Below are 19974 nucleotides of genomic sequence, written 5' to 3'. Positions count from 1 at the left end.
CGTTAAACGCGGGCAGGATGCTTAGCCAGCCAATGCCCGAGCTGTTCTGCGGGCATTGGTTTTGCATAATAATAGCCCTGACGCCCATCGACACCGTTGGTCATAACAAACTTCTCTTCGGCTTTGGTTTCAATCCCTTCCGCAATGACTTGCAGATCGAGGGTTTTGGCCACGGCGACAATGGCACGAACCAACGATTGCGCCACGGGTTGTTTGTTGATGTTACGTACGAAACTTTGATCCAGTTTGATTGCATCAATGGGCACGCGAGCCAACTGGGAAAGCGAGGAATAACCAGTACCAAAGTCATCAAGATGAACCTGAGCACCCAGTTCCTGGAACTGCTTCATCAGCGTGAGTGCACCGGCTTCGTTCTCAATCAGGCAGCTTTCGGTGAGCTCGATATCAATAGGACAATCAGTGAGACCAGCTTCGCTCAGCGCCTGCTTTAAATCGGTATAAATACTTTGGTCAATCAATTGTTTAGCTGAAACATTAACGGCAACGCGCAGGAAAATTCCCTCGCTGCGCCACTGAATAATTTGTTGCAGAACGTTCAGCATAACCCAGCGGCCGAGCGGAACGATGAGGCCCGATTCTTCAGCATACGAGATAAAGTCGCCAGGCGGCACCAGACCGCGCTCGACGGAATTCCAGCGTACTAATGCTTCTGCGCTGCGCACTTCGCCGTCACGATCTAATTTGGGCTGGTAATACACCACCAGATGCTCCAGTTCCAGTGCTTTACGCAGGTTGGTATCAAGCCACAAGTATTCGAAAACACGCTGATTCATCTCGTTGGCGAACACGCAGAATTTGCCGCGCCCATTCTCTTTGGCGTGATACATCGCGGTATCGGCGTTGCGGATCAGACTTTCCCGATCCTCGCCATGCAGCGGGGCCAGGGCAATACCAATCGAGCAACCACTGTAGACTTCGATCAAACCAACGCGGAAGGGTTGACGCAGGCGCTCAAGAATACGTGATGCCATGGCTTCCAGCGCAGCCTGACTGGTATGCTCTGCCAGTACCACGAACTCATCACCACCAAGACGGGCCAGCGTCTGATCTTTGCCCAGACAACTGAGAATGGCGAGGGAGACCGCTTGCAGCAGTTGGTCACCAAACATATGGCCGTAGGCGTCGTTCACCTTCTTAAAATTGTCCAGATCGAGATAAACCACGCCAGTTTGACTGCCATTGGCTAATTCCAGTGCCAGACTAATCTGTTGATGGATGGCATTGCGGTTCGGTAAACCGGTCACCGTATCGGTGTTGGCGAGAACACGTAAGCGTTCCTGAGCGCGTCGCTCTTCTGTGATGTCGGTTCCAGAACAGATGAGGAAAATTTCATTTTTCCCGCTACCGCTGTGCACAAACTTATTACGAAACAGAAACAGTCGCTGACCTTTTTTGGTTTTGATCCAGCGTTCCACTTCATAAGAATTGCCATCGCGGAAGAAACCCGAAATGTTGCGCCGTGAAGCCTGCGCCTCCTGCTTGGTCATAAACAGTTGAAACACGTTGCGGCCGATCACTTCCTGCTCTTTCAGACCGGTGTACTCTTCGCTTAAGCGATTGAATCGCTGAATATTCCCACGTTGATCGAGGATCACAATCACCGAGTTTGCCTCGGAGACCACTTGTTCAGCAAAAGACAATCCGAGTGTTAAATCACGCGCCACGGAGGAGGTATCACCCCAGGCGGAAGAGGTACCAGCCCATGTTGATTGGTTCACCTTGCGGCCGACAAAGTGCATAGGCACCGGCGCACCGCGCAGGGAGAGGGTCAGGTTGATACTGGAAGTGATCACCGTCATCGCACGCAGCAAACTGGCCTGCGCGGGGGTTAATGGAACCGCCAAATTAGTATTGGCATTCTCATCTTCGGCAAAATGCAAAGCATCGCTATCTGAAGTTAAACGCCAATGAGGGCTGGTTGTGCCAAACAGGGTGTATAGCAACGTTTGCCCTTGTTCATCGGTCATGGAAACTTCCTCCGGGGAAATGCTGAGCAGGCGGTATCTCATTATTTTAGCAACAGTATTCAACCTCCTGCGTTAGCACAAGATGCAAACCAAATATATTTTTGTTTTCACTAAAGAATGGCACGAAAAAGCCCCGAAAATCGGGGCTTAAAAATGTCAGCAAGGACACTTGCCGAGCTTGCCTGCCTGGCTGGGAAAACGGGCCTCAAGGCAGTAGCGATGAAAGGCTCGCTCATCCATCGGCGTTTGCCCGGGATGGTGCTCGTGCATATGCTTCAGATAAGTTTGATAGTCGTGAACGCCAACCATTAAGCGAAAACTTTGCTTCAATCCCTGCCATATTCGTTGCCAGCGATTAAGAGTTTGCCCGGTGGCCTGGGGTGCGATCGGTAAGCAATGCTGAATGTGCCAGGCACCAATCGGTTTTTTCCAGCGATGAATGGACTCAGACATTCCGCACCTCCTTACGCAGGGAGACTTCGGACTCATGGGTGGTAGGGACCTGGCTGCCCAGGGCACGGCGGATAACAAAGAACGCTGCAATTAACATGGTGACGGCCACCAGCATAAAGAAGCCACACAGGGCCGCGTTAATTTGATTGCTAAACACGATAGTTTGCATGTCCGACACGGTTTTCGCCGGGGCGATAATCACACCCTCATCAATTCCTTTACGGAACTTGTTGGCTTGCGCAAGGAAGCCAATGGAGGGCTTCTCGTGGAAAATCTTCTGCCAACCTGCGGTCATGGAGGTCACAAACAGCCAGGCGGTCGGTAAAATCGTCACCCACGCGTAACGCTGCTTCTTCATTTTAAACAGCACTACGGTGCCGAGTATCAACGCCATCGAGGCCAGCATCTGGTTGCCAATGCCAAACAGCGGCCAAAGGGTATTGATGCCGCCCAGCGGATCGACCACACCCTGGTAGACAAAGAAGCCCCATCCGGCAACGGCCACCGTGGTGCCCGCCATATTGCCCAGCCATGAACGGTTGTTGGCCATGGAAGGCACCACGGTGCCGACCAAATCCTGCACCATAAAGCGACAGGCGCGGGTACCGGCATCGACCGCCGTCAGGATAAACAGCGCTTCAAACAGGATGGCGAAGTGATACCAGAACGCCATCATTACCCGGCTGTTAAATACCTCGGTGATGATGTGCGCCATCCCCACGGCAAAGGTCGGTGCGCCTCCGGCTCGGGAAAGTACGGTACTTTCACCCACATCGCGCGCGATGCCGCTCAACATCTCCGGCGTGACGACAAAGCCCCAGCCGTTAATCACCTGCGAAGCGCTCTCAACGGTGGTGCCGATCAGTGCTGCGGGTGAGTTCATCGCAAAATAGACGCCCGGATCGAGCACTGAGGCGCAAATCAGCGCCATGATCGCCACAAAAGATTCCATCAGCATCGCGCCATAGCCGATAAAGCGGATGTGACTTTCGCGCTCAACCAGTTTTGGCGTAGTGCCGCTGGAGACCAGCGCGTGGAAGCCAGAGATGGCGCCGCAGGCGATCGTGATAAACAGGAACGGGAACAGTGCACCGGAGAACACCGGCCCGCTACCGTCGATAAATTTGGTCACCGCCGGCATTTTCAGTTCCGGCATGGCGAACAGAATCCCAACCGCCAGCCCGATAATGACACCGATTTTCAGGAAGGTTGACAGGTAGTCACGCGGAGCCAGCAGCAGCCACACAGGCAGCGACGAGGCGACAAAGCCATAGATCACCAGCACCCAGGTGAGTTCAGTGCCTTTTAGCGTGAACAGTGGTCCCCAATAGGGATCGGCTGCCACATCGCCACCGTAAATAATCGCCGCCATCATCAGCACAAAGCCGATAATCGACACTTCAGCAATCTTGCCGGGGCGCAGATAGCGCATATAGACGCCCATAAACAGCGCGATCGGAATGGTGGCGGCGATGGTAAACAGCCCCCACGGACTGTTGGCTAGTGCTTTCACCACCACCAGCGCCAGCGCCGACAGGATGATGATCATCACGCCGAGTGCACCGAGCATGGTGACCACGCCCGCAAACGACCCCAGCTCCTGACGTGCCATTTCGCCGAGCGAGCGACCATCACGACGCGTAGAGATGAACAGGATCAGGAAATCCTGCACCGCACCGGCCATCATCACGCCGACCAGAATCCAGATGGTGCCGGGCAGGAAGCCCATCTGCGCCGCGAGGATCGGCCCAACTAAGGGACCAGCACCGGCAATCGCCGCAAAGTGGTGACCGAACAGTACCCATTTATTGGTCGGCACATAATCGAGACCATCATTGAGCCGCTCAGCAGGCGTGAGGCGACGGTCATCCAGTTCGAAAATACGTTTAGCGATAAACAGGCTGTAGAAGCGATAAGCAATGCTGTAGCAGGCAACGGACGCAATAACCAGCCAGACGGCGTTGACGTGTTCGCCACGGCTGAGGGCCAGCATGGCAAACGCACCCGCACCAATTAACGCCACCGCTAACCAGATCAATCCGGTTTTGACGTTGTTCATGAGTTAACTCCTTGTAGAGACCGGGAAAATAGGCGATCGGATACAACAAGTTAAAAGTAATGTAATGAATTGTTAACGACAGGGAATCGAATCAGAAGTGTGAAGCGGAAGGCAAATTTAACATCAGATAAAACGTAGAAGGAAAAATGCGGGATAACGGCTGTTATCCCGCAGATATTCATGCTCAGGCAGCAGGGCGCGCCACAACGCTACGGGTTTCCATACGCACTTCGGCAATGGTCACGTCGATAATGTCGGTCACACGATAAACGACTTCGCCTTTAATCTGCACGGTGCCGCTCTCTTGTGAGCACACCAGCTCATCACGCACCGCGTGGATGAACGGGGCAGGGATAAAGGCAACGGCGCCGTTCTCCAGCAGACGTACGCGCATACCACCACGAGACACATCGATGATCTCGGCGCTGAATTTGCGATCGGTCCCGGCAGATGGCGCGAGGAAGCGCGCATACAGCCAGTCACCAACATCACGTTCAGCCATGCGGTTCAGACGACGGCGCTCACTCATAATGGTGGTGAACTCGTCTTTTGGACGCGCAATGCTGTCGCCGCGCACAATGGCTTTCAACAGGCGATGGTTGATCATATCGCCGAATTTACGAATCGGCGATGTCCAGGTCGCATAGGCTTCGAGACCCAGACCAAAGTGTGGACCCGGTTCGGTGCCGACTTCAGCGAAGCTCTGGAAGCGACGAATACGGCTGTCGAGGCACTGAGTTGGCTGGGCATCCAGCTCACGACGCAGCTGGCGGAAACCTTCCAGCGTGGTGATCGCCTGTGGATCAACGTTGATACCGTGACCAGCAAGCACGCCAGCGGCTTGCTCCGCGTTGGCCAGATCGAAACCGGTATGCAAGTTATAGATACCGAAGCCCAGCTTCTCCTGCAGCACTTTGGCCGCGCAGACGTTAGCCAGAATCATCGATTCTTCAACGATGCGGTTGGCGATGCGACGTGGCTCAGAAATGATATCCAGCACTTCGCCTTTGTCACCCAGCACAAAGCGGTAATCAGGGCGATCTTTAAACACCAGCGCATGAGTTTGACGCCACTCGCTGCGCGCCAGGCACACACGATGCAACAAGCGAATCTGCCCGGCAATCGCCTCATTCTCAGGCTGCCAGCTCCCGGCGTTTTCCAGCCAGTCTGACACTTCGTCGTAAACCAGCTTGGCTTTGGATTCGATCCAGGCCGCGAAGAACTCCACTTCTCCCGCTACGCTGCCATCTGGCGTGAGCGAAACGCGGCAGGCCAACGCCGGACGACGCACGTTTGGACGCAGTGAACAGATGTCATCAGACAGTTCGCGCGGCAGCATCGGGATGTTGAAGCCAGGTAAATAGTTAGTGAAGGCGCGTTTAGAAGCCAGTTTATCCAGCTCGCTGCCTTCTGCCACGTAAGCGGTCGGATCGGCAATAGCGATGGTCAGCTGCAGATTGCCGTCAGCCTGCTCTTCAACATATAGCGCATCATCCATATCTTCGGTGCTGGCGCTGTCGATGGTGACGAAGTTGAGCGCGGTAAGGTCTTCGCGCTGCAAGTGCTCATCCAGCATGTCGCCGAAGCCCACTTTCGGGGCTTCGCGCTCCAGATTATGGCGCGACAGGGTGACCCACCACGGCGCAAGATGATCGTCGGCCGTGACAATGAATTCGGTCAGTTCAGCGTAGAATCCGCGATCGCCTTTCAGCGGATGACGGCGCATTTCAGCCACGGCCCAGTCGCCATTCTGAAAATCATGGGTCACATCACGGGCAGCGCGGCACTGAATCGCCTCTTTCAGCAGTGGATGGTCAGGCACAATCGACAAACGATCGTCCTTCTTCTGCACGCGGCCGACAAAGCGGCTCAGGAATGGCTCAATCAGGGTTTCCGGCTCGGCGCTCTCGCGATCTTTATCAGTGTGGATCACCGCAGAAATACGGTCACCGTGCATCACTTTTTTCATCTGCGGAGGGGGAATGAAGTAGCTTTTTTGAGCATCGACTTCAAGGAAGCCAAAGCCTTTTTCCGTGCCTTTCACAACACCTTCGGCGCGCGGGGTTTGCGCGTGAAGCTTCTCTTTCAGCTGCGCGAGCAGCGGGTTATCCTGGAACATAATATATTTAGTTTCGTGGCCTAAGAGCGGTGGACAGTTTTACGCGAATCAGGGGCGCGCGGCAAGGCCAAAACAGGCTAAAAAGCCGCATTACGCGGCTTTTTACCTTCTGATAACGCTGAGGACTCAGGCGATACGTTGGGTCGGTACGGCGGCGGTTAACGCCAGTTTGACCGGTACCGATTTCGAGGTCGGTGTCCCGCTGCCATCACCGTAGCTGGAGAGCGGCACCAGTGGGTTGGTTTCCGGATAATAGGCCGCGAGATTTCCACGCGGAATGTTATACGGCACCAGCTTAAAGCCACTGACACGGCGCGTCAGGCCATCATTCCACAGCGTTTCGATATCCACTAACTGGCCTTCACTGAAGCCAAGTGACGCCATATCATCCGGGTGGATAAACACCACTTCACGCTGGCCATAGACACCGCGATAACGGTCATCGAGGCCGTAAATCGTGGTGTTGTACTGGTCATGTGAACGCAGGGTCTGCAGTGTGAACGGCACTTCAACATCATTACCCAACTGCGGGAACAGTGAAGCTGGCAAGGCCGCCGCGCTGAATTCCGCCCGTTGACTTGGCGTATTGAAACGCAACTCTGCCGCCGCGCTACCGAGATAGAACCCGCCCGGAATATCGCATTTGTTATTGAAGTCGGCAAAGCCTGGAATGGTGGCGCCGATGTGATCGCGGATCACATTGTAATCATCGGCCATGCCCAGCCAGTCAATCTTGTCGCTGCCCAGCGTGGCGTGTGCAATGCCTGCCACAATCGCCGTTTCGGAGCGTTGGGTGTCTGCCAGTGGAATGCCCACACCTTCTGAGGCATGCACCATGCTGAAAGAGTCCTCAACGGTGATGAACTGGTTACCGCTGGCCTGACGATCGCGCTCTGTACGGCCCAGCGTTGGCAGAATCAACCCCTCGTGGCCCGGCACTAAATGGCTGCGATTGAGTTTGGTGCTGATGTGAACGGTCAGACCGCAATGCTGCAATGCTTCCTCTGTCACCGGTGAGTCGGGTGCAGCAGCAGCAAGATTGCCACCCAGGGAGATCAGCACTTTCACTTCATCACGCAACATCGCGCTGAGTGCTTCAACGGTGTTATGGCCGTGTTCACGCGGCGGTTCAAAACCGAAATGCGCGCCCAGAGCATCGAGGAATGGCTTATTGGGTTTCTCATCGATACCCATGGTGCGGTTACCCTGCACGTTACTGTGGCCGCGCACCGGACACAGGCCGGCGCCTTTTTTACCCAGCTGGCCAAACAGCAGTTGCAGGTTGGTGATTTCGCGTACGGTATCAACAGAATGCTTATGCTGGGTCACACCCATCGCCCAGGTAATGATGACGCGCTCAGCACTTTGGTAGATCGCTGCCGCTTCCCGAATCTGCGCTTCGCTCAATCCGGATTGACGCACGATGTCTTCCCAGCGCGTGTTATCCACGGCAGCCAGATACCCCTCAATGCCATGGGTATTGGCATCAATAAACGCCTGGTCGAAGATCCCCGGTTCACCGACCGCCAGACGCTCACGCTGGACTTCCAGCAGGGTTTTCACCATGCCGCGAATGGCCGCCATGTCACCGCCAAGATTGGGCTGGTAATAGGCAGAGCTAATCGTACCTGCTTTAGAGGTAACGATTTCCAGCGGTTTTTGCGGATCGGCAAAACGTTCCAACCCGCGCTCGCGCAGCGTGTTGAATGTCACGATTTTCGCCCCGTGATCGGCCGCGTGGCGCAGGCTGTGCAGCATACGTGGATGGTTAGTTCCCGGATTTTGACCGATAACGAAAATCGCATTGGCGTGGTCAAAATCATCGAGACGAATGGTGCCTTTCCCGACGCCGATACTGCGCTTCAAGCCGGTGCCGCTGGCTTCATGGCACATGTTGGAACAGTCAGGGAAGTTATTGGTGCCCATCACGCGGCCAAACAGCTGATAGAGCCATGAGGCTTCGTTACTGGCGCGCCCGGAAGTATAGAGCTCCATCTGGTCGGGATGATCCATCGCCTTGAGATGACGAGCAATCATCGCTAGCGCATCGTCCCAGCTGATCGGTTCATAGTGATCGGTGGTGCTGTTATAGCGCATCGGATGGGTCAGGCGACCCTGATACTCCAGGAAATAGTCGCTCTGTTGATACAGGGTGCTCACGCTGTGTTGGGCAAAGAATTCAGGTTCCACTACGCGGCGGGTCGCTTCCCAGGTCACCGCTTTGGCGCCGTTCTCACAGAAGCTGAAGGTACTTTTATTGTCATCACCCCACGCACAACCTGGGCAGTCAAAGCCACGCGCTTTGTTCATGCGCATCAAATTGCGCATGTTTTTCAGCGCGGCTTTACTATCAAGGACGAAACGAGTGGTGGCTTCCAAAGAGCCCCAGCCGCCAGCAGCGGCACGATAAGGCTGAATTTTACGTTTAAATTTCATAGTCGTTGCAGGCTTATTGTTTATGAATTGTTATCAGAATATGACTTCTGTTGTGGGAAAGTGTGCGACTGACAGCAAAAGTTGTCTAATTGATTGGTTTAATGGTGCGATAGGCGGCGTTTATCGCGCTCAAGCTGGCAGAAGCGTGATGCAGTTCAAATTTTACCCGCTGGCAGGACCGGGCTGCGACGTGAGAATCCAATAACTGGCTAATAATTGCTCTTTCCATCGATGAAAGGGCGCGCACCATGAAGAATCTTGCCAGCCAAATTCATGCCTTCGGTAAAGCATTAATGATGCCGATCTCCGTTATTGCCGCTGCCGGTATCTTTCTCGGCTTGGCTGCCGCGATGCAGAATCCCGCGGTCACCGGCGATGCCTTTGCCCATCTGCAGGTACCACAACTGATTATTGGCTTTATCCGCAAAGTGGCGGCGGCCTTATTTGCCAATCTGCCCGTGTTCTTCGCCGTTGCCAGCGCCATTGGTCTGGCGAAAGCGGAGAAGCCTACTGCGGCTTTTGCGGCAGTCATTGGCTATGTCGTGATGAATGTGGGCATCAGTGCTACGCTGGCGGCCAAAGGGCTGACGGCGGCTACCACTACCCCAGAAGCCTTGCAGCAAGCAGGCCTGGATCAAACCACGGCGATGATGACCTCGGCAGAGTACATCGAAATGCTGGGCATCTTTACTTACAACATGAGTGTGCTTGGCGGCGTGATTGCCGGGCTGGTCACCGTGGCACTGCATAATCGCTTTTACACGCAACAATTGCCGACGGCGATTAGCTTTTTCGGCGGGCGGCGCTTTGTACCCATCGTCACCGTTATCGTCTTGCCGCTGATTGGCGTGCTGCTGGCGCTGATCTGGCCCACGATCGGCGAAGGCATTGCCTGGGTCGGCAAGATGATTGGGAAAAGCGGCCAGTACGGCGCGTTTCTGCTGGGAACCGGCGAACGCCTGCTTATCCCCACGGGTTTGCACCATATCCTCAATGAAACGGTGCGTTTCACCCCCATCGGTGGCATGGCGACGGTAGACGGGCAAACCATTGTCGGTGCACTGAATATCTTCAACACTTCGCTCACCAATCCGGGCGCTATACCTGATGAGACGGTGCGCAGCGCCACCCAATTCCTGGCTCAGGGTAAAATCCCGGTGATGATGTTCGGCTTGCCTGCGGCTGCACTGGCGATCTACCACACCGCGCGCCCGGAGCATAAACAGCGGGTTAAAGCGCTGGTGATGGCAGGTGCGTTGACCTCCTTCACCACCGGCATCACTGAACCGCTGGAGTTCTGTTTTATCTTTGTGTCACCGGTGCTTTATATCCTGCATGCGTTGTTGACCGGCCTGTCATTTATGCTGATGTCGATGCTGCATTTAATGATCGGTAACGTGCAGGGCGGCGCGATCGATCTGGTGGTGTTCGGTATTCTCGGCGGCAGTAAAACCCAATGGTGGTGGACGGTAGCGCTGGGGGTGATTTATGCACCGATCTATTACTACGGCTTCCGTTTTGTCATCACGCGCATGCGAGTGGAAACGCCTGGACGAGAATCGGATGAGGAGCCGCAAAATGCGCAGGTGACAGCGGATGAACGCACTCAGGTGATCATCAGCGGGTTGGGCGGCGAGGCCAATATAGAGGACGTCGATTGCTGTTTCACACGCCTGCGGGTGCGCGTGAAAGAGATGAAAGAGGTGGTGGATCAAACGCTGCTGACCACCGGCGCTAACGGGATTAACCGCGTCAGCGAGCACGATGTGCAGGTGATTTATGGTCCGCAGGTAGAGAAAATTGCTAACGAAGTGAAAAGCGCACTAGGCGTGGCGTAATACATTTAGTTACCAGGCTAATAATAAAATGAGCAATCAATGTTAAATGCCGTTTGCCATAATTTGCGAAGATGCATTTGCCCCTTCAAGAGCTAAGCCATTAAGAGTGCCGGAGATAAGCGCCGGGTGGGGCATTAACTTTCAATCGAAGGCTGCCGCAGGGCGGCCTTGGTGCTTTTTGCGCCGTGAACAAGATAAAGCGGTGCGGGTTTGCTACCATAGCGCGATCGTGACTTTAAGGTGGATGCCAAAATCGACATCAAGCAATTGATATATCTCTGTAATTTAGAGCGTGAGCGCCATTTTGGCCGCGCGGCAGAGGCCAGTTTTGTCAGTCAGCCGACCTTATCCATGCGGTTAAAAAACCTTGAGCGTGAGCTGGGTTTATCGCTGATTAACCGCAGCAACAACTTTGACGGCTTTACGCCAGAAGGGGAACGCGTGTTGACCTGGGCGCGAGAGATCGTTTCGGTCTACTCGGGCCTGAAGCTGGAAGTCGAATCGCTGAAGCATGGCGTCAACGGCACGCTGCGCCTGGGCGTGATGCCGCAGTGCAGTGTCGCCTTGCCGGCGTTATTAAAAGCGGTTGAAACGCGTTATCCGCAGCTGGATTATCGCGTCTCCGCCATGAGTGCGGACCAACTGCTGGAAGCACTGAATAGCCATACTGTGGACGGTGGCATTGGCTTCTTCGAACTCACCGCTCTGCGAGAATTACACTTTCAGACCGCGCTGTTAAAAGACCCCGGCGTGGAGGCGATTTTTAATCCTCAGCACTTCCCGGATTTACTTCAACACGAAACGGTTTCACTTTCGCAACTGGCGCAGCAACCGCTGTGTCTTGCCGAACCCACGCGCTATTTCCGTCGTTACGTGGATAGCCAACTACGCGAAACTGGTTTGTTACCGCGAGTGATTGTGGAAAGTGCCTCGATTATGCAGCTATTACAGAGCGCGCAGGTGGGATTAGGCGTGATGGTGTCGCCGCGCGGACATTTACTGCCGGAGATGCTGCAAAATCTGGCGCGGAGGCCGATAGAGATGGCGCCCATGGGACGCCAGGCCGCGTTAGTGATTGCTGAGCCGGGCAGGGCATCGCCGCTGGCTCAACATTTCTTTGACGAAGCGCGGCGCCATCTGCCGGATTAACGTGTTTCACCCAGCGCCATCCATAACCGATCCTGCCAGCTGGCAAACGCCACTGTCTGCAATAGCGTAAAAATGCGCTCGGTTCCCCATCCCGCATTCAGCAATGGCTGCAGGTGTGCTGCGCTAAAGCGCTCTGGCATGCGAACCAGCTGAGCGCTAACGCCAATCACCGGCTGCACTTCTCCCGCTTTATCAACATCTGCAAGCAACGCGTCGCGCTGGCTAGCGGCATGGCGCGTGAACGGACGCTGACAACCCAGGATGCGCGCGCTGGTTGCCAGCGCCAACGCGGATTGCTCGTCATGATGTTCGCCGATGCGCTGTTGCAAAGTCGCCCAGCCATACAGCGCCTGCGCGTCATGCACCAGCAACCAAATCGCGTCCTCTAATCCTTCGATGCCCTGACAAAAGGTTATCGCCGCCAGTTGATCGGCACTGGCATAGCGCAACTCAACCGGTTTGAGCGCGTGCTGCCATGCGGTGTCGCGGTCAAAAAGCGCCGGATCGGCATCCGAGGGTGGTGATACGCCGGGTATCCAGCGTACCGGCAAGCCCATCATGGCCTGCAGTGCCGCGACGACTCGCGCCTGATAGCTGACGAATCCCACCAGTTGGTTGAGAGTGACGATATCTGGTTCTGTGAGCCCGACGGCATCCAGGGCGCTGATACCCGTGGCATTGATCAGTGCCGGTTGCATCGCCAACTGACGCGCGTACTGGGTGATTTGCGTCAGGCGGTTGTTACTCTCGCGGGAGGAATCCGGGCCCGGCAGCGGATTGAGGCGCGCGGAGTAGTGATTGCACAGGCGCTGCACACCGGCAACCTGCGCCACCGTCAGCGCGGTACTGAGACGATCGTAGAGCGTTAAGGTATGCGTGAGCGAGTTGCTCAGCGTATCCGGCAGCAAAATCTGGCTCAGATCGCGCGCGGCCAGTAACGCCGGCTGGAAGCGAGTAAACAGGGGCTGAAGAGCAGTGGCTTCCTGTTGCAGACCTAATAAAAACCGATCTTCGAGATAGGCGGCTTCGGGCACTAATGGCGCGGTGGCCTGGGTGTGCGGGCGAGTCTGGCTTTCATAAAACCAGTGGTCATGGCCGGGAGAACGGCGTTGTTCCATGGTCATTCCTTGCGCAAAAAACGGTCTGGGTACGCGACGGGCAAATCTGAAAAGCGCATCGCCACCAAAAGGCTAGCTTATCGTCGCTGAAGCACTGGCTGTGGCAAAAGAATGAAGGGGAATAATTAAGATCGAATGAATCTATACGCCTGAAATTTCAAGCGGTAGCTAGCAGGGAGAGGTGAGTTTGCGGGAGCAGTCAGGCGAAAGTGAACAGGGCGAAAATCGGTCAGGACAGCCGAGACTTCGCTGAGAAAAAAGGCGAGCACCAGGCTCGCCTTCAGAACTTATTTCAGTTCCAGCTCGTTCATCGCGGCAATGCTGAAGCCGCCATCAACATGTACCACTTCACCGGTGATACCACCCGCCAGATCAGAGCACAGGAAGGCCGCAGAGTTACCTACGTCTTCGATGGTGACAGTACGGCGAATCGGGGTAACGGCTTCACAGTGAGCCAGCATCTTACGGAAATCTTTGATGCCTGAAGCTGCCAGGGTACGGATTGGACCCGCGGATACGGCGTTAACACGCGTACCTTCAGGACCCATCGCGTTCGCCATGTAACGCACGTTGGCTTCCAGAGACGCTTTAGCCAGACCCATCACGTTGTAGTTCGGGATCGCGCGCTCTGCACCCAGATAAGACAGGGTCAACAGGGCTGAATTCGGGTTCAGCATCGCACGGCACTCTTTCGCCATCGCAACGAAGCTGTAGGCAGAGATGTCGTGAGCGATTTTGAAGCCTTCACGGGTCACGGCGTTCACGTAGTCACCATCCAGCTGATCGCCAGGTGCGAAACCAATTGAGTGAACAAAACCGTCAAATTTTGGCCAGGTTTTTGCCAGTTCGGTGAACAGCGCAGTGATGCTCTCGTCTTCTGCCACATCGCAAGGCAGAACAATGTCAGAACCCAAATCTTTAGCGAACTCTTCCACACGACTTTTCAATTTGTCGTTCTGGTAGGTGAAAGCCAGTTCTGCGCCCTGTTTGTGCATCGCCTGTGCAATACCGTAGGCAATGGAGAGTTTACTGGCAACGCCAGTAATCAGAATGCGCTTACCGGAAAGAAAACCCATAGCTGTAATCCTTATGGTCATTGTTGTTGGCGGTCGCAATGATTAAATAGTAGGCGACCGACGTTAATCGACGTGCGGATTCTAGCACGTCTGTCTCAAATGCGGTAAATCGCACCGCGTTTTCGCGATGTGATGAACAATCAACGAACTTTGCGCCAGGCTTCGGCGGTTAAGGCTTCGCCAAAATGGCTGGTGATCAGCCGTTTAGTGAGGTCATGCAGTGGTGAGGCCAGCACATCCGCTGTGCCGCCGCGTTCCACCACTTCACCCTGATGCATCACCAGTACCTGATCGCTAATGTGCTTCATCATGCCGATATGTTGCGTCACATAAATATAGGCGATGCCGTGCTTCTCCTGCAGTTCCAGCATCAGATTCACCAGCTGCGAACGCATCGTCATATCCAGTGAGGCGAGCGCTTCATCCGCGACAATGACCTTCGGTTGCAAGATGAGTGCACGAGCCAGTGCCAGACGTTGTTTCTGGCCGGGGGCCAGCATATGCGGATAGTAACCGGCGTGATCGCGCAGCAAGCCCACCTGACGCAGCGTGGCAATAATGCGCTTCTCCCGCGCTTCATCATCCAGATCGGTATTCAGGCGCAGCGGAAAGTCGAGAATCTGACTGACGCGCTGACGCGGGTTGAGTGAGGTCGATGGATCCTGAAAAATCATGCGAATACGCTGACTGCGATAACCGTAATCGCCATACTCCAGCGGATGATCGTCAATCAGCATCTCACCTTCCGTCGGGGCCACCATGCCGCTCAACATTTTCGCCAGCGTGGATTTCCCTGAGCCGTTCTCACCAATGACCGCCAGGGTCTGCTTCTCACGCAAGGTGAAGCTTACCCCTTTCACCGCCTCAACATGCTGTCGGCGAAACAGGCCGGTGCGATAGCGATAGGTTTTACTCAGGTTGCGCACTTCCAGCAGGGTTTCCATGCTCATTGCCCCTCCACATTTAACGGGAAGTGACAGGCAAACAGATGCGATTTGGTACCGGTGAGACGCGGCGTCTCAATACACTTACGCTGCGCATAGGGACAGCGTGGCCCTAGTCGGCAGCCAATCGGCAGATGTTCAAGCGAAGGAATGGCACCGGACAGTGTATTCAGGCGGCTTTTATGCGGCAGTGCACTGCCAAAGTCGGGCATTGCGCGGATCAGCGCCTGGGTATAGGGATGATGCGGCGTATCCATTAAATCTTCACTCTGCGCGGTTTCAACGGTCTGTCCGCAGTACATCACGTTAATGCGATCCGCCCACTGGCTCATGGTGCGCAGGTCATGACTGATCAGCAAAATCGTGGTGTTGTTATTTTGGTTGAGGCGGCTCAACAAGCGGAATATTTGTGCCTGCGTGGTCGGTTCCATAGCATTGGTCGGCTCATCGGCGATCAGCAGACGCGGCTGATTGGCCAGCGCAATGGCGATCATCACTTTCTGGCATTCACCTTCCGTCAGTTCATACGGGAAACTGCGCATGATGTCTTTGTGGTCTTTAATGCCCACGCGGTGCAACAGCTCGATGGCCCGCGCTTTGCGCCAGAACCACAAACGCTGATACCAGCGCCCTTTAAAAGTCCAGCGTGGGATCGCCTGCATCAACTGGCGGCCGATGCTTTCAGAGGGATCCAGACAGGATTGCGGTTCCTGGAAAATCATCGACACGTTATGGCCGACAATGCGGCGTCGTTCGCGCGGCGACAAACGCAGCAAATCGATATCATCGAACACCATACGATCGGCGGTGACGCGCCAGTTATCTTTGGTTACGCCGCAAATCGCTTTCGCAATCAGGCTTTTGCCAGAGCCGGATTCACCCACCAGCCCACGCACTTCACCTTCACTGAGCGTCAGGTTAATGCGATCAACGGCTTTCACCGGACCTTCTGAGGTCATGAACTCGATAGTGAGATTACGAATATCCAGTAACGGCATTATTCAGCTCCCGCTTCTACGGCGCGACGGATGCCATCGCCCAGCAGGTTAACGATCAACACACTGACCATCAGCGCGACGCCGGGCAGCATCACGGTCCAGGGCGCGACATAAATCAGCTCCAGCGCATCGCCCAACATCGCTCCCCATTCAGGTGAGGGCAGCTGTGCCCCTAAATCGAGGAAACCGAGTGCGGCAATGTCGAGAATGGCCATGGAGAGTGAACGCGTAAATTCCCCGACCAGCAGCGGCAGGACATTGGGCAGCACGGCGTTCCACAGAATATTCAGATTGCGCGCGCCATCCAGACGCAGCGCCACCACATACTCTTTTTCCATCTCGTTATGTACCGCAGTATAGATCTCCCGCACCAGGCGCGGAATGATCGCCAGCAATACCGCCAGCATGGCGTGTTCAAGGCGTGGGCCTAAAAAGGCCACCACAATGATTGCCAGCAGCAGCGAAGGGATGGAGAGCAAGGTATCCAGCACGTGGTTCATGACCGCAGAGCGCAAACCGTGGGTAATGCCAGCCAGCACACCCAGGATCAGAGCACAAATCGCAGCTAAAACCGTCACCATGATGGCCGAACCGACAGTAGGCGCGACGCCGCTCAGCAGGCGGCTCAATACATCGCGGCCCAAATCATCGGTACCGAGGAAGAAGGAGACATCCCCGTAACGCGACCATGAAGGGGGTAACAGCTGATAGCCGAGGAACTGCTGATCGATGCCATAGGGCGACAATAAGCCGCCAAACAGGCACAAGAATAGCAGGGTACCAAAGCCGTACAATCCGATCATGCCACTGGTATCACGATAAAAACGCTGCCAGAACAGACGAAACGGGCTGGGCAGCCGCTTCTCTGCATAGATATCATCGTAAGGCATACCATTCCTTGTGTTTCAACGGATTAAGCGCCGCACCCAGAATATCTGACAGCACGCTGACCAGAATCACCAAACCGCCTACCACCATCACACCGGCAGAGATGGCCGCATAATCCTGCTGACGAATGGCGTTGATCAACCAGCGGCCAATGCCCGGCCAGTTGAACACCACTTCCGTAATCATCGCCAGCGTCAGCATGGTGGAAAACTGTAAACCCAGACGCGGGATGACGGGCGGCAGCGCGTTGTGCAGCACATGGCGGCGAATCACGGTGAAGCGAGATAACCCGCGCGTGGCCGCCGCTTTCACATAGTTTTTATCCATCACATCGCTGGTGCTGCTGCGCAGTAAACGAATCACCTCAGTGGTCGGTGCGACGGCCAGTACCACCACCGGCAAAATCATATGAGTCAGGGCACTCATCAACATCTCATGGCGCCACGGTGAAGGACTCAGCCAGGCATCAATCAGTGCAAAGCCAGTCACGTTTTGTACCGGGTAGAGCAGATCAAAGCGTCCGGAAACCGGCAGCCAGCCCAGCGTCAGGGAGAAGAACAGGGTGAACAGCAGTGCCAGCCAGAACACGGGCATCGAGAAGCCGAGCAGAGCCAGTGCGCTGATGGCTTTATCCTGCCATTTTTTGCGCATCACACCCGCGCAAATTCCCAGCGGAATACCCACCAGCAGCGCCAGCATGAAGGCCAGTATGCATAGCTCCAGCGTGGCGGGGAACACCTCGCGCAGTTGCAGGTCGATCAGCTGGCCGTTGGTGCTGGAAACACCGAAGTCGAATTGCAGCAGGCCTCTAAACCAGAACCACCAGGCATCGAACAGCGAGGCACCTTCCAGCGGCGCATTCGGCGTAAAGTAGCTCAGACTGAAACTCACCAGCGACAATAAAAACAGGGTGATCAGCAGCAACAGCAGGCGACGCAGTATATAGATGATCATGCTTATTCCTCGCTGCTCTCATCACGGTAAACCCCGGCAAACGAGGCATTCCCAAACGGACTGAGCACCAGACCTTTAATATCATGGCGATATGCCTGTAAACGCAACGATGACGCCAGCGGCAATACCGGTAATTCCTGCGCCAGAATTTGCTGTGCCTGATCGTAGCTGTCGATGCGCGCCGAAAGCTGCTGCGACAACAACGCCCGTTGCAATGATTCATCAAAGGCCGGTGAACACCAGTGCGCAAAGTTGGTCTGCGAGCGGATGGCTGCACAGCTCAACAGCGGCCGGAAGAAGCTATCCGGGTCGTTACTGTCTGTCGCCCAGCCGGTCAGCGTCAGATCATGATTCATCGCCATCAACTGCGCTTCCTGGAAACGGCCCTCCACCGGAGCGATGGTGACGCGCACGCCAACCTGAGCCAAATCGGCTTGCAGCAGTTCAGCGGTTTTCAGTGGGCTGGGGTTCCAGGATTGTGAGGTGGTAGGCACCACCAGTCGCAAGTGCAGATCTTCCAGCCCGAGCGCTTTCAGCGCTGCACGGGCTTTCGCCGGATTGTATTCGGTGACCCGTGCATCATTATCATACGCCCAGGACGCTCGCGGTAAAATGGAGGCGGCGGTTTCAGCGGTGCCGTAATAGATCGATTCCATCAGGCGTTCGTTATTAATGGCCAGTGCCAGCGCGTGACGCACTTCGGGGCGATTCAGTGGCGGTTTACGCGTATTGAACGCTAAATAGGCGATATTCATGCCAGGACGCAGCGTCATGCGCAGACGGGGGTCATCACGCAAAATCGAGAGCTGGCTGGCCGCCGGATAAGCCAGCACATCGCATTCACCTGTGAGTAACTTCGAAAGACGTCCTGTTCCACCAACGCCAAGATCGATCACCACCTGTTGCAGACGCGGCACACCTTTCCAGTATTGCGGATTACGTGCCAGGCGCAGATATTGCCCGGTACGGTACTCGCTCAACTGAAACGGCCCGGTGCCCACCGGCTCGCGATCCAGGCGCTCCTGCTGGCCTTTCGCCGTCAGCTTGTCGGCGTATTCCTGCGACAGTATCGGCGCGTAATGCGTAGCAATGTGCCAGAGGAAAGAGGCATCCGGACTGTTGAGACGGATTTCTACCGTATCGTTGTCCAGTTTTTTAACGCTTTGTACCGAGTCAGAGAACTGCAAACTATCGAAATAGGGGTAGCTGCCGCCGTTGACGTTATGCCACGGATGCTGACGATCAAACATGCGCGCAAAGCTGAACACCACGTCATCGGCATTCATTTTGCGTGTGGGTTTAAACCAGTTGGTGTGCTGGAAAGAGACATCTTTGCGCAGATGAAAACGGTAAGTGGCGCCGTTATCGCGTACTTCCCAACTCTGTGCCAGGTCAGGAATCAGGCGATAAGTGTAAGGATCCACATCCAGCAGGCGGTCATAGAGCTGTGCCGCCAGCGTATCCACCACAAGGCCGCTGCTGACCATTTGTGGGTTAAAGGTATTGACCGTGCCATTGACGCAATAAACAAAACCGCTATTACGGATGTTATTGGTTGGCGCGGCCAGCGCAGACGCACTCAATACGCTGAGACCGAGCAGCAGCGAGGAGAATAATTTTGGCATAGAACTCAACGATTCTGAGGCAATAGCGTGAGTGTATCGCAAACGTCACGCACTCCCCAAATTCATGATGGTTCTGCGTTGTTTTTCGCCAATCTGGCGAGGAGGTAATCACAATTTTAGTGTGGAAATGAGAAAAATTCTCAATTAGGGCTTTACAGATGATAATAAGAATGATTATTATTCTTCTGCGCTTCGACGGTGGCTCTACCGAAGAAGAGCACGACATTGCTCACATTGCTTCCAGTATTAAGTTGCCCGCATCTAATGCGGGCTTTTTTTTGTGTGTCGTTTTTCCCGTCATCTTTTGCGCTGCTGCTGCGTTGGCTGCG

14 protein-coding genes are annotated in these 19974 nt (G+C 55.0%); 2 read left to right on the top strand and 12 right to left on the bottom strand.

Translation table 11 applies throughout. From position 1 onward, the window contains the following. Positions 1 to 2: 2 nt before the first annotated feature. The 5 genes from pdeR to IAE30_RS09600 form a co-directional block, all read right to left on the bottom strand. On the bottom strand, positions 3 to 1988 hold the full coding sequence (pdeR, locus tag IAE30_RS09620) for a cyclic di-GMP phosphodiesterase (protein ID WP_200679401.1): 1986 nt from the start codon (positions 1986 to 1988) through the stop codon (positions 3 to 5). Between the two features lie 156 nt (positions 1989 to 2144). Beyond that, positions 2145 to 2441, bottom strand: a complete 297-nt coding sequence (locus IAE30_RS09615; RefSeq protein ID WP_038646713.1) for a YbdD/YjiX family protein — start codon at positions 2439 to 2441, stop codon at positions 2145 to 2147. Further along, positions 2434 to 4500, bottom strand: coding sequence for a carbon starvation CstA family protein (locus tag IAE30_RS09610; protein ID WP_200679399.1), 2067 nt, complete (start codon positions 4498 to 4500; stop codon positions 2434 to 2436). The genes IAE30_RS09615 and IAE30_RS09610 overlap by 8 nt, the downstream gene beginning before the upstream one ends. Positions 4501 to 4684: 184 nt before the next feature. Continuing rightward, a complete protein-coding gene (locus tag IAE30_RS09605; RefSeq protein WP_200679397.1) occupies positions 4685 to 6619 on the bottom strand; it encodes an exoribonuclease II in 1935 nt (644 codons plus the stop codon). A gap of 126 nt (positions 6620 to 6745) precedes the next feature. Next, positions 6746 to 9055 (bottom strand): FdhF/YdeP family oxidoreductase, encoded by a 2310-nt coding sequence (locus tag IAE30_RS09600; protein WP_200679395.1) that lies wholly within the window; start codon positions 9053 to 9055, stop codon positions 6746 to 6748. Between the two features lie 248 nt (positions 9056 to 9303). Between IAE30_RS09600 and IAE30_RS09595 the strand changes: the two genes are divergently transcribed. Together IAE30_RS09595 and IAE30_RS09590 are read left to right on the top strand one after the other, a co-directional pair. Beyond that, positions 9304 to 10893: a PTS transporter subunit EIIC gene (locus tag IAE30_RS09595; protein WP_200536836.1), complete on the top strand. Its 1590-nt coding sequence runs from the start codon at positions 9304 to 9306 to the stop codon at positions 10891 to 10893. 252 nt (positions 10894 to 11145) lie between these two features. Then, on the top strand, positions 11146 to 12042 hold the full coding sequence (locus IAE30_RS09590; protein ID WP_045832185.1) for a LysR family transcriptional regulator: 897 nt from the start codon (positions 11146 to 11148) through the stop codon (positions 12040 to 12042). On the opposite strand, the gene IAE30_RS09585 is transcribed toward IAE30_RS09590, so the two are convergent. From IAE30_RS09585 to sapA, 7 genes are all read right to left on the bottom strand, one after another. Continuing rightward, positions 12039 to 13160, bottom strand: coding sequence for an oxidoreductase (locus IAE30_RS09585; protein WP_200679393.1), 1122 nt, complete (start codon positions 13158 to 13160; stop codon positions 12039 to 12041). The two genes, IAE30_RS09590 and IAE30_RS09585, sit on opposite strands and share 4 nt — an antisense overlap. A gap of 287 nt (positions 13161 to 13447) precedes the next feature. Beyond that, complete coding sequence (fabI, locus tag IAE30_RS09580; protein ID WP_007892455.1) at positions 13448 to 14236, bottom strand: enoyl-ACP reductase FabI; 789 nt, start codon at positions 14234 to 14236, stop codon at positions 13448 to 13450. A 140-nt stretch (positions 14237 to 14376) separates the two neighbouring features. Next, positions 14377 to 15180 (bottom strand): putrescine export ABC transporter ATP-binding protein SapF, encoded by an 804-nt coding sequence (gene sapF, locus IAE30_RS09575; RefSeq protein WP_038650074.1) that lies wholly within the window; start codon positions 15178 to 15180, stop codon positions 14377 to 14379. A 2-nt stretch (positions 15181 to 15182) separates the two neighbouring features. Then, positions 15183 to 16178 carry a putrescine export ABC transporter ATP-binding protein SapD gene (sapD, locus tag IAE30_RS09570; protein ID WP_045814412.1) on the bottom strand — a complete coding sequence of 332 codons (996 nt, stop codon included), beginning with the start codon at positions 16176 to 16178 and terminating at the stop codon, positions 15183 to 15185. After that, positions 16178 to 17068 (bottom strand): putrescine export ABC transporter permease SapC, encoded by an 891-nt coding sequence (sapC, locus tag IAE30_RS09565; protein ID WP_200536838.1) that lies wholly within the window; start codon positions 17066 to 17068, stop codon positions 16178 to 16180. The genes sapD and sapC overlap by 1 nt, the downstream gene beginning before the upstream one ends. Then, entirely contained in the window at positions 17055 to 18020 is a 966-nt protein-coding gene (sapB, locus tag IAE30_RS09560; protein ID WP_038646729.1) for a putrescine export ABC transporter permease SapB, read from the bottom strand. Before sapB ends, sapC begins: the two co-directional genes overlap by 14 nt. Before the next feature lie 2 nt (positions 18021 to 18022). Beyond that, positions 18023 to 19645 carry an ABC transporter substrate-binding protein SapA gene (sapA, locus tag IAE30_RS09555; RefSeq protein WP_200679390.1) on the bottom strand — a complete coding sequence of 541 codons (1623 nt, stop codon included), beginning with the start codon at positions 19643 to 19645 and terminating at the stop codon, positions 18023 to 18025. Between the last annotated feature and the right edge of the window lie 329 nt (positions 19646 to 19974).

This window comes from Pantoea sp. S61 (assembly GCF_016625145.1).
Classification (GTDB): Bacteria; Pseudomonadota; Gammaproteobacteria; order Enterobacterales; family Enterobacteriaceae; genus Pantoea; species Pantoea rwandensis_B.
This window is presented reverse-complemented; position numbering and strand designations above follow the sequence as displayed.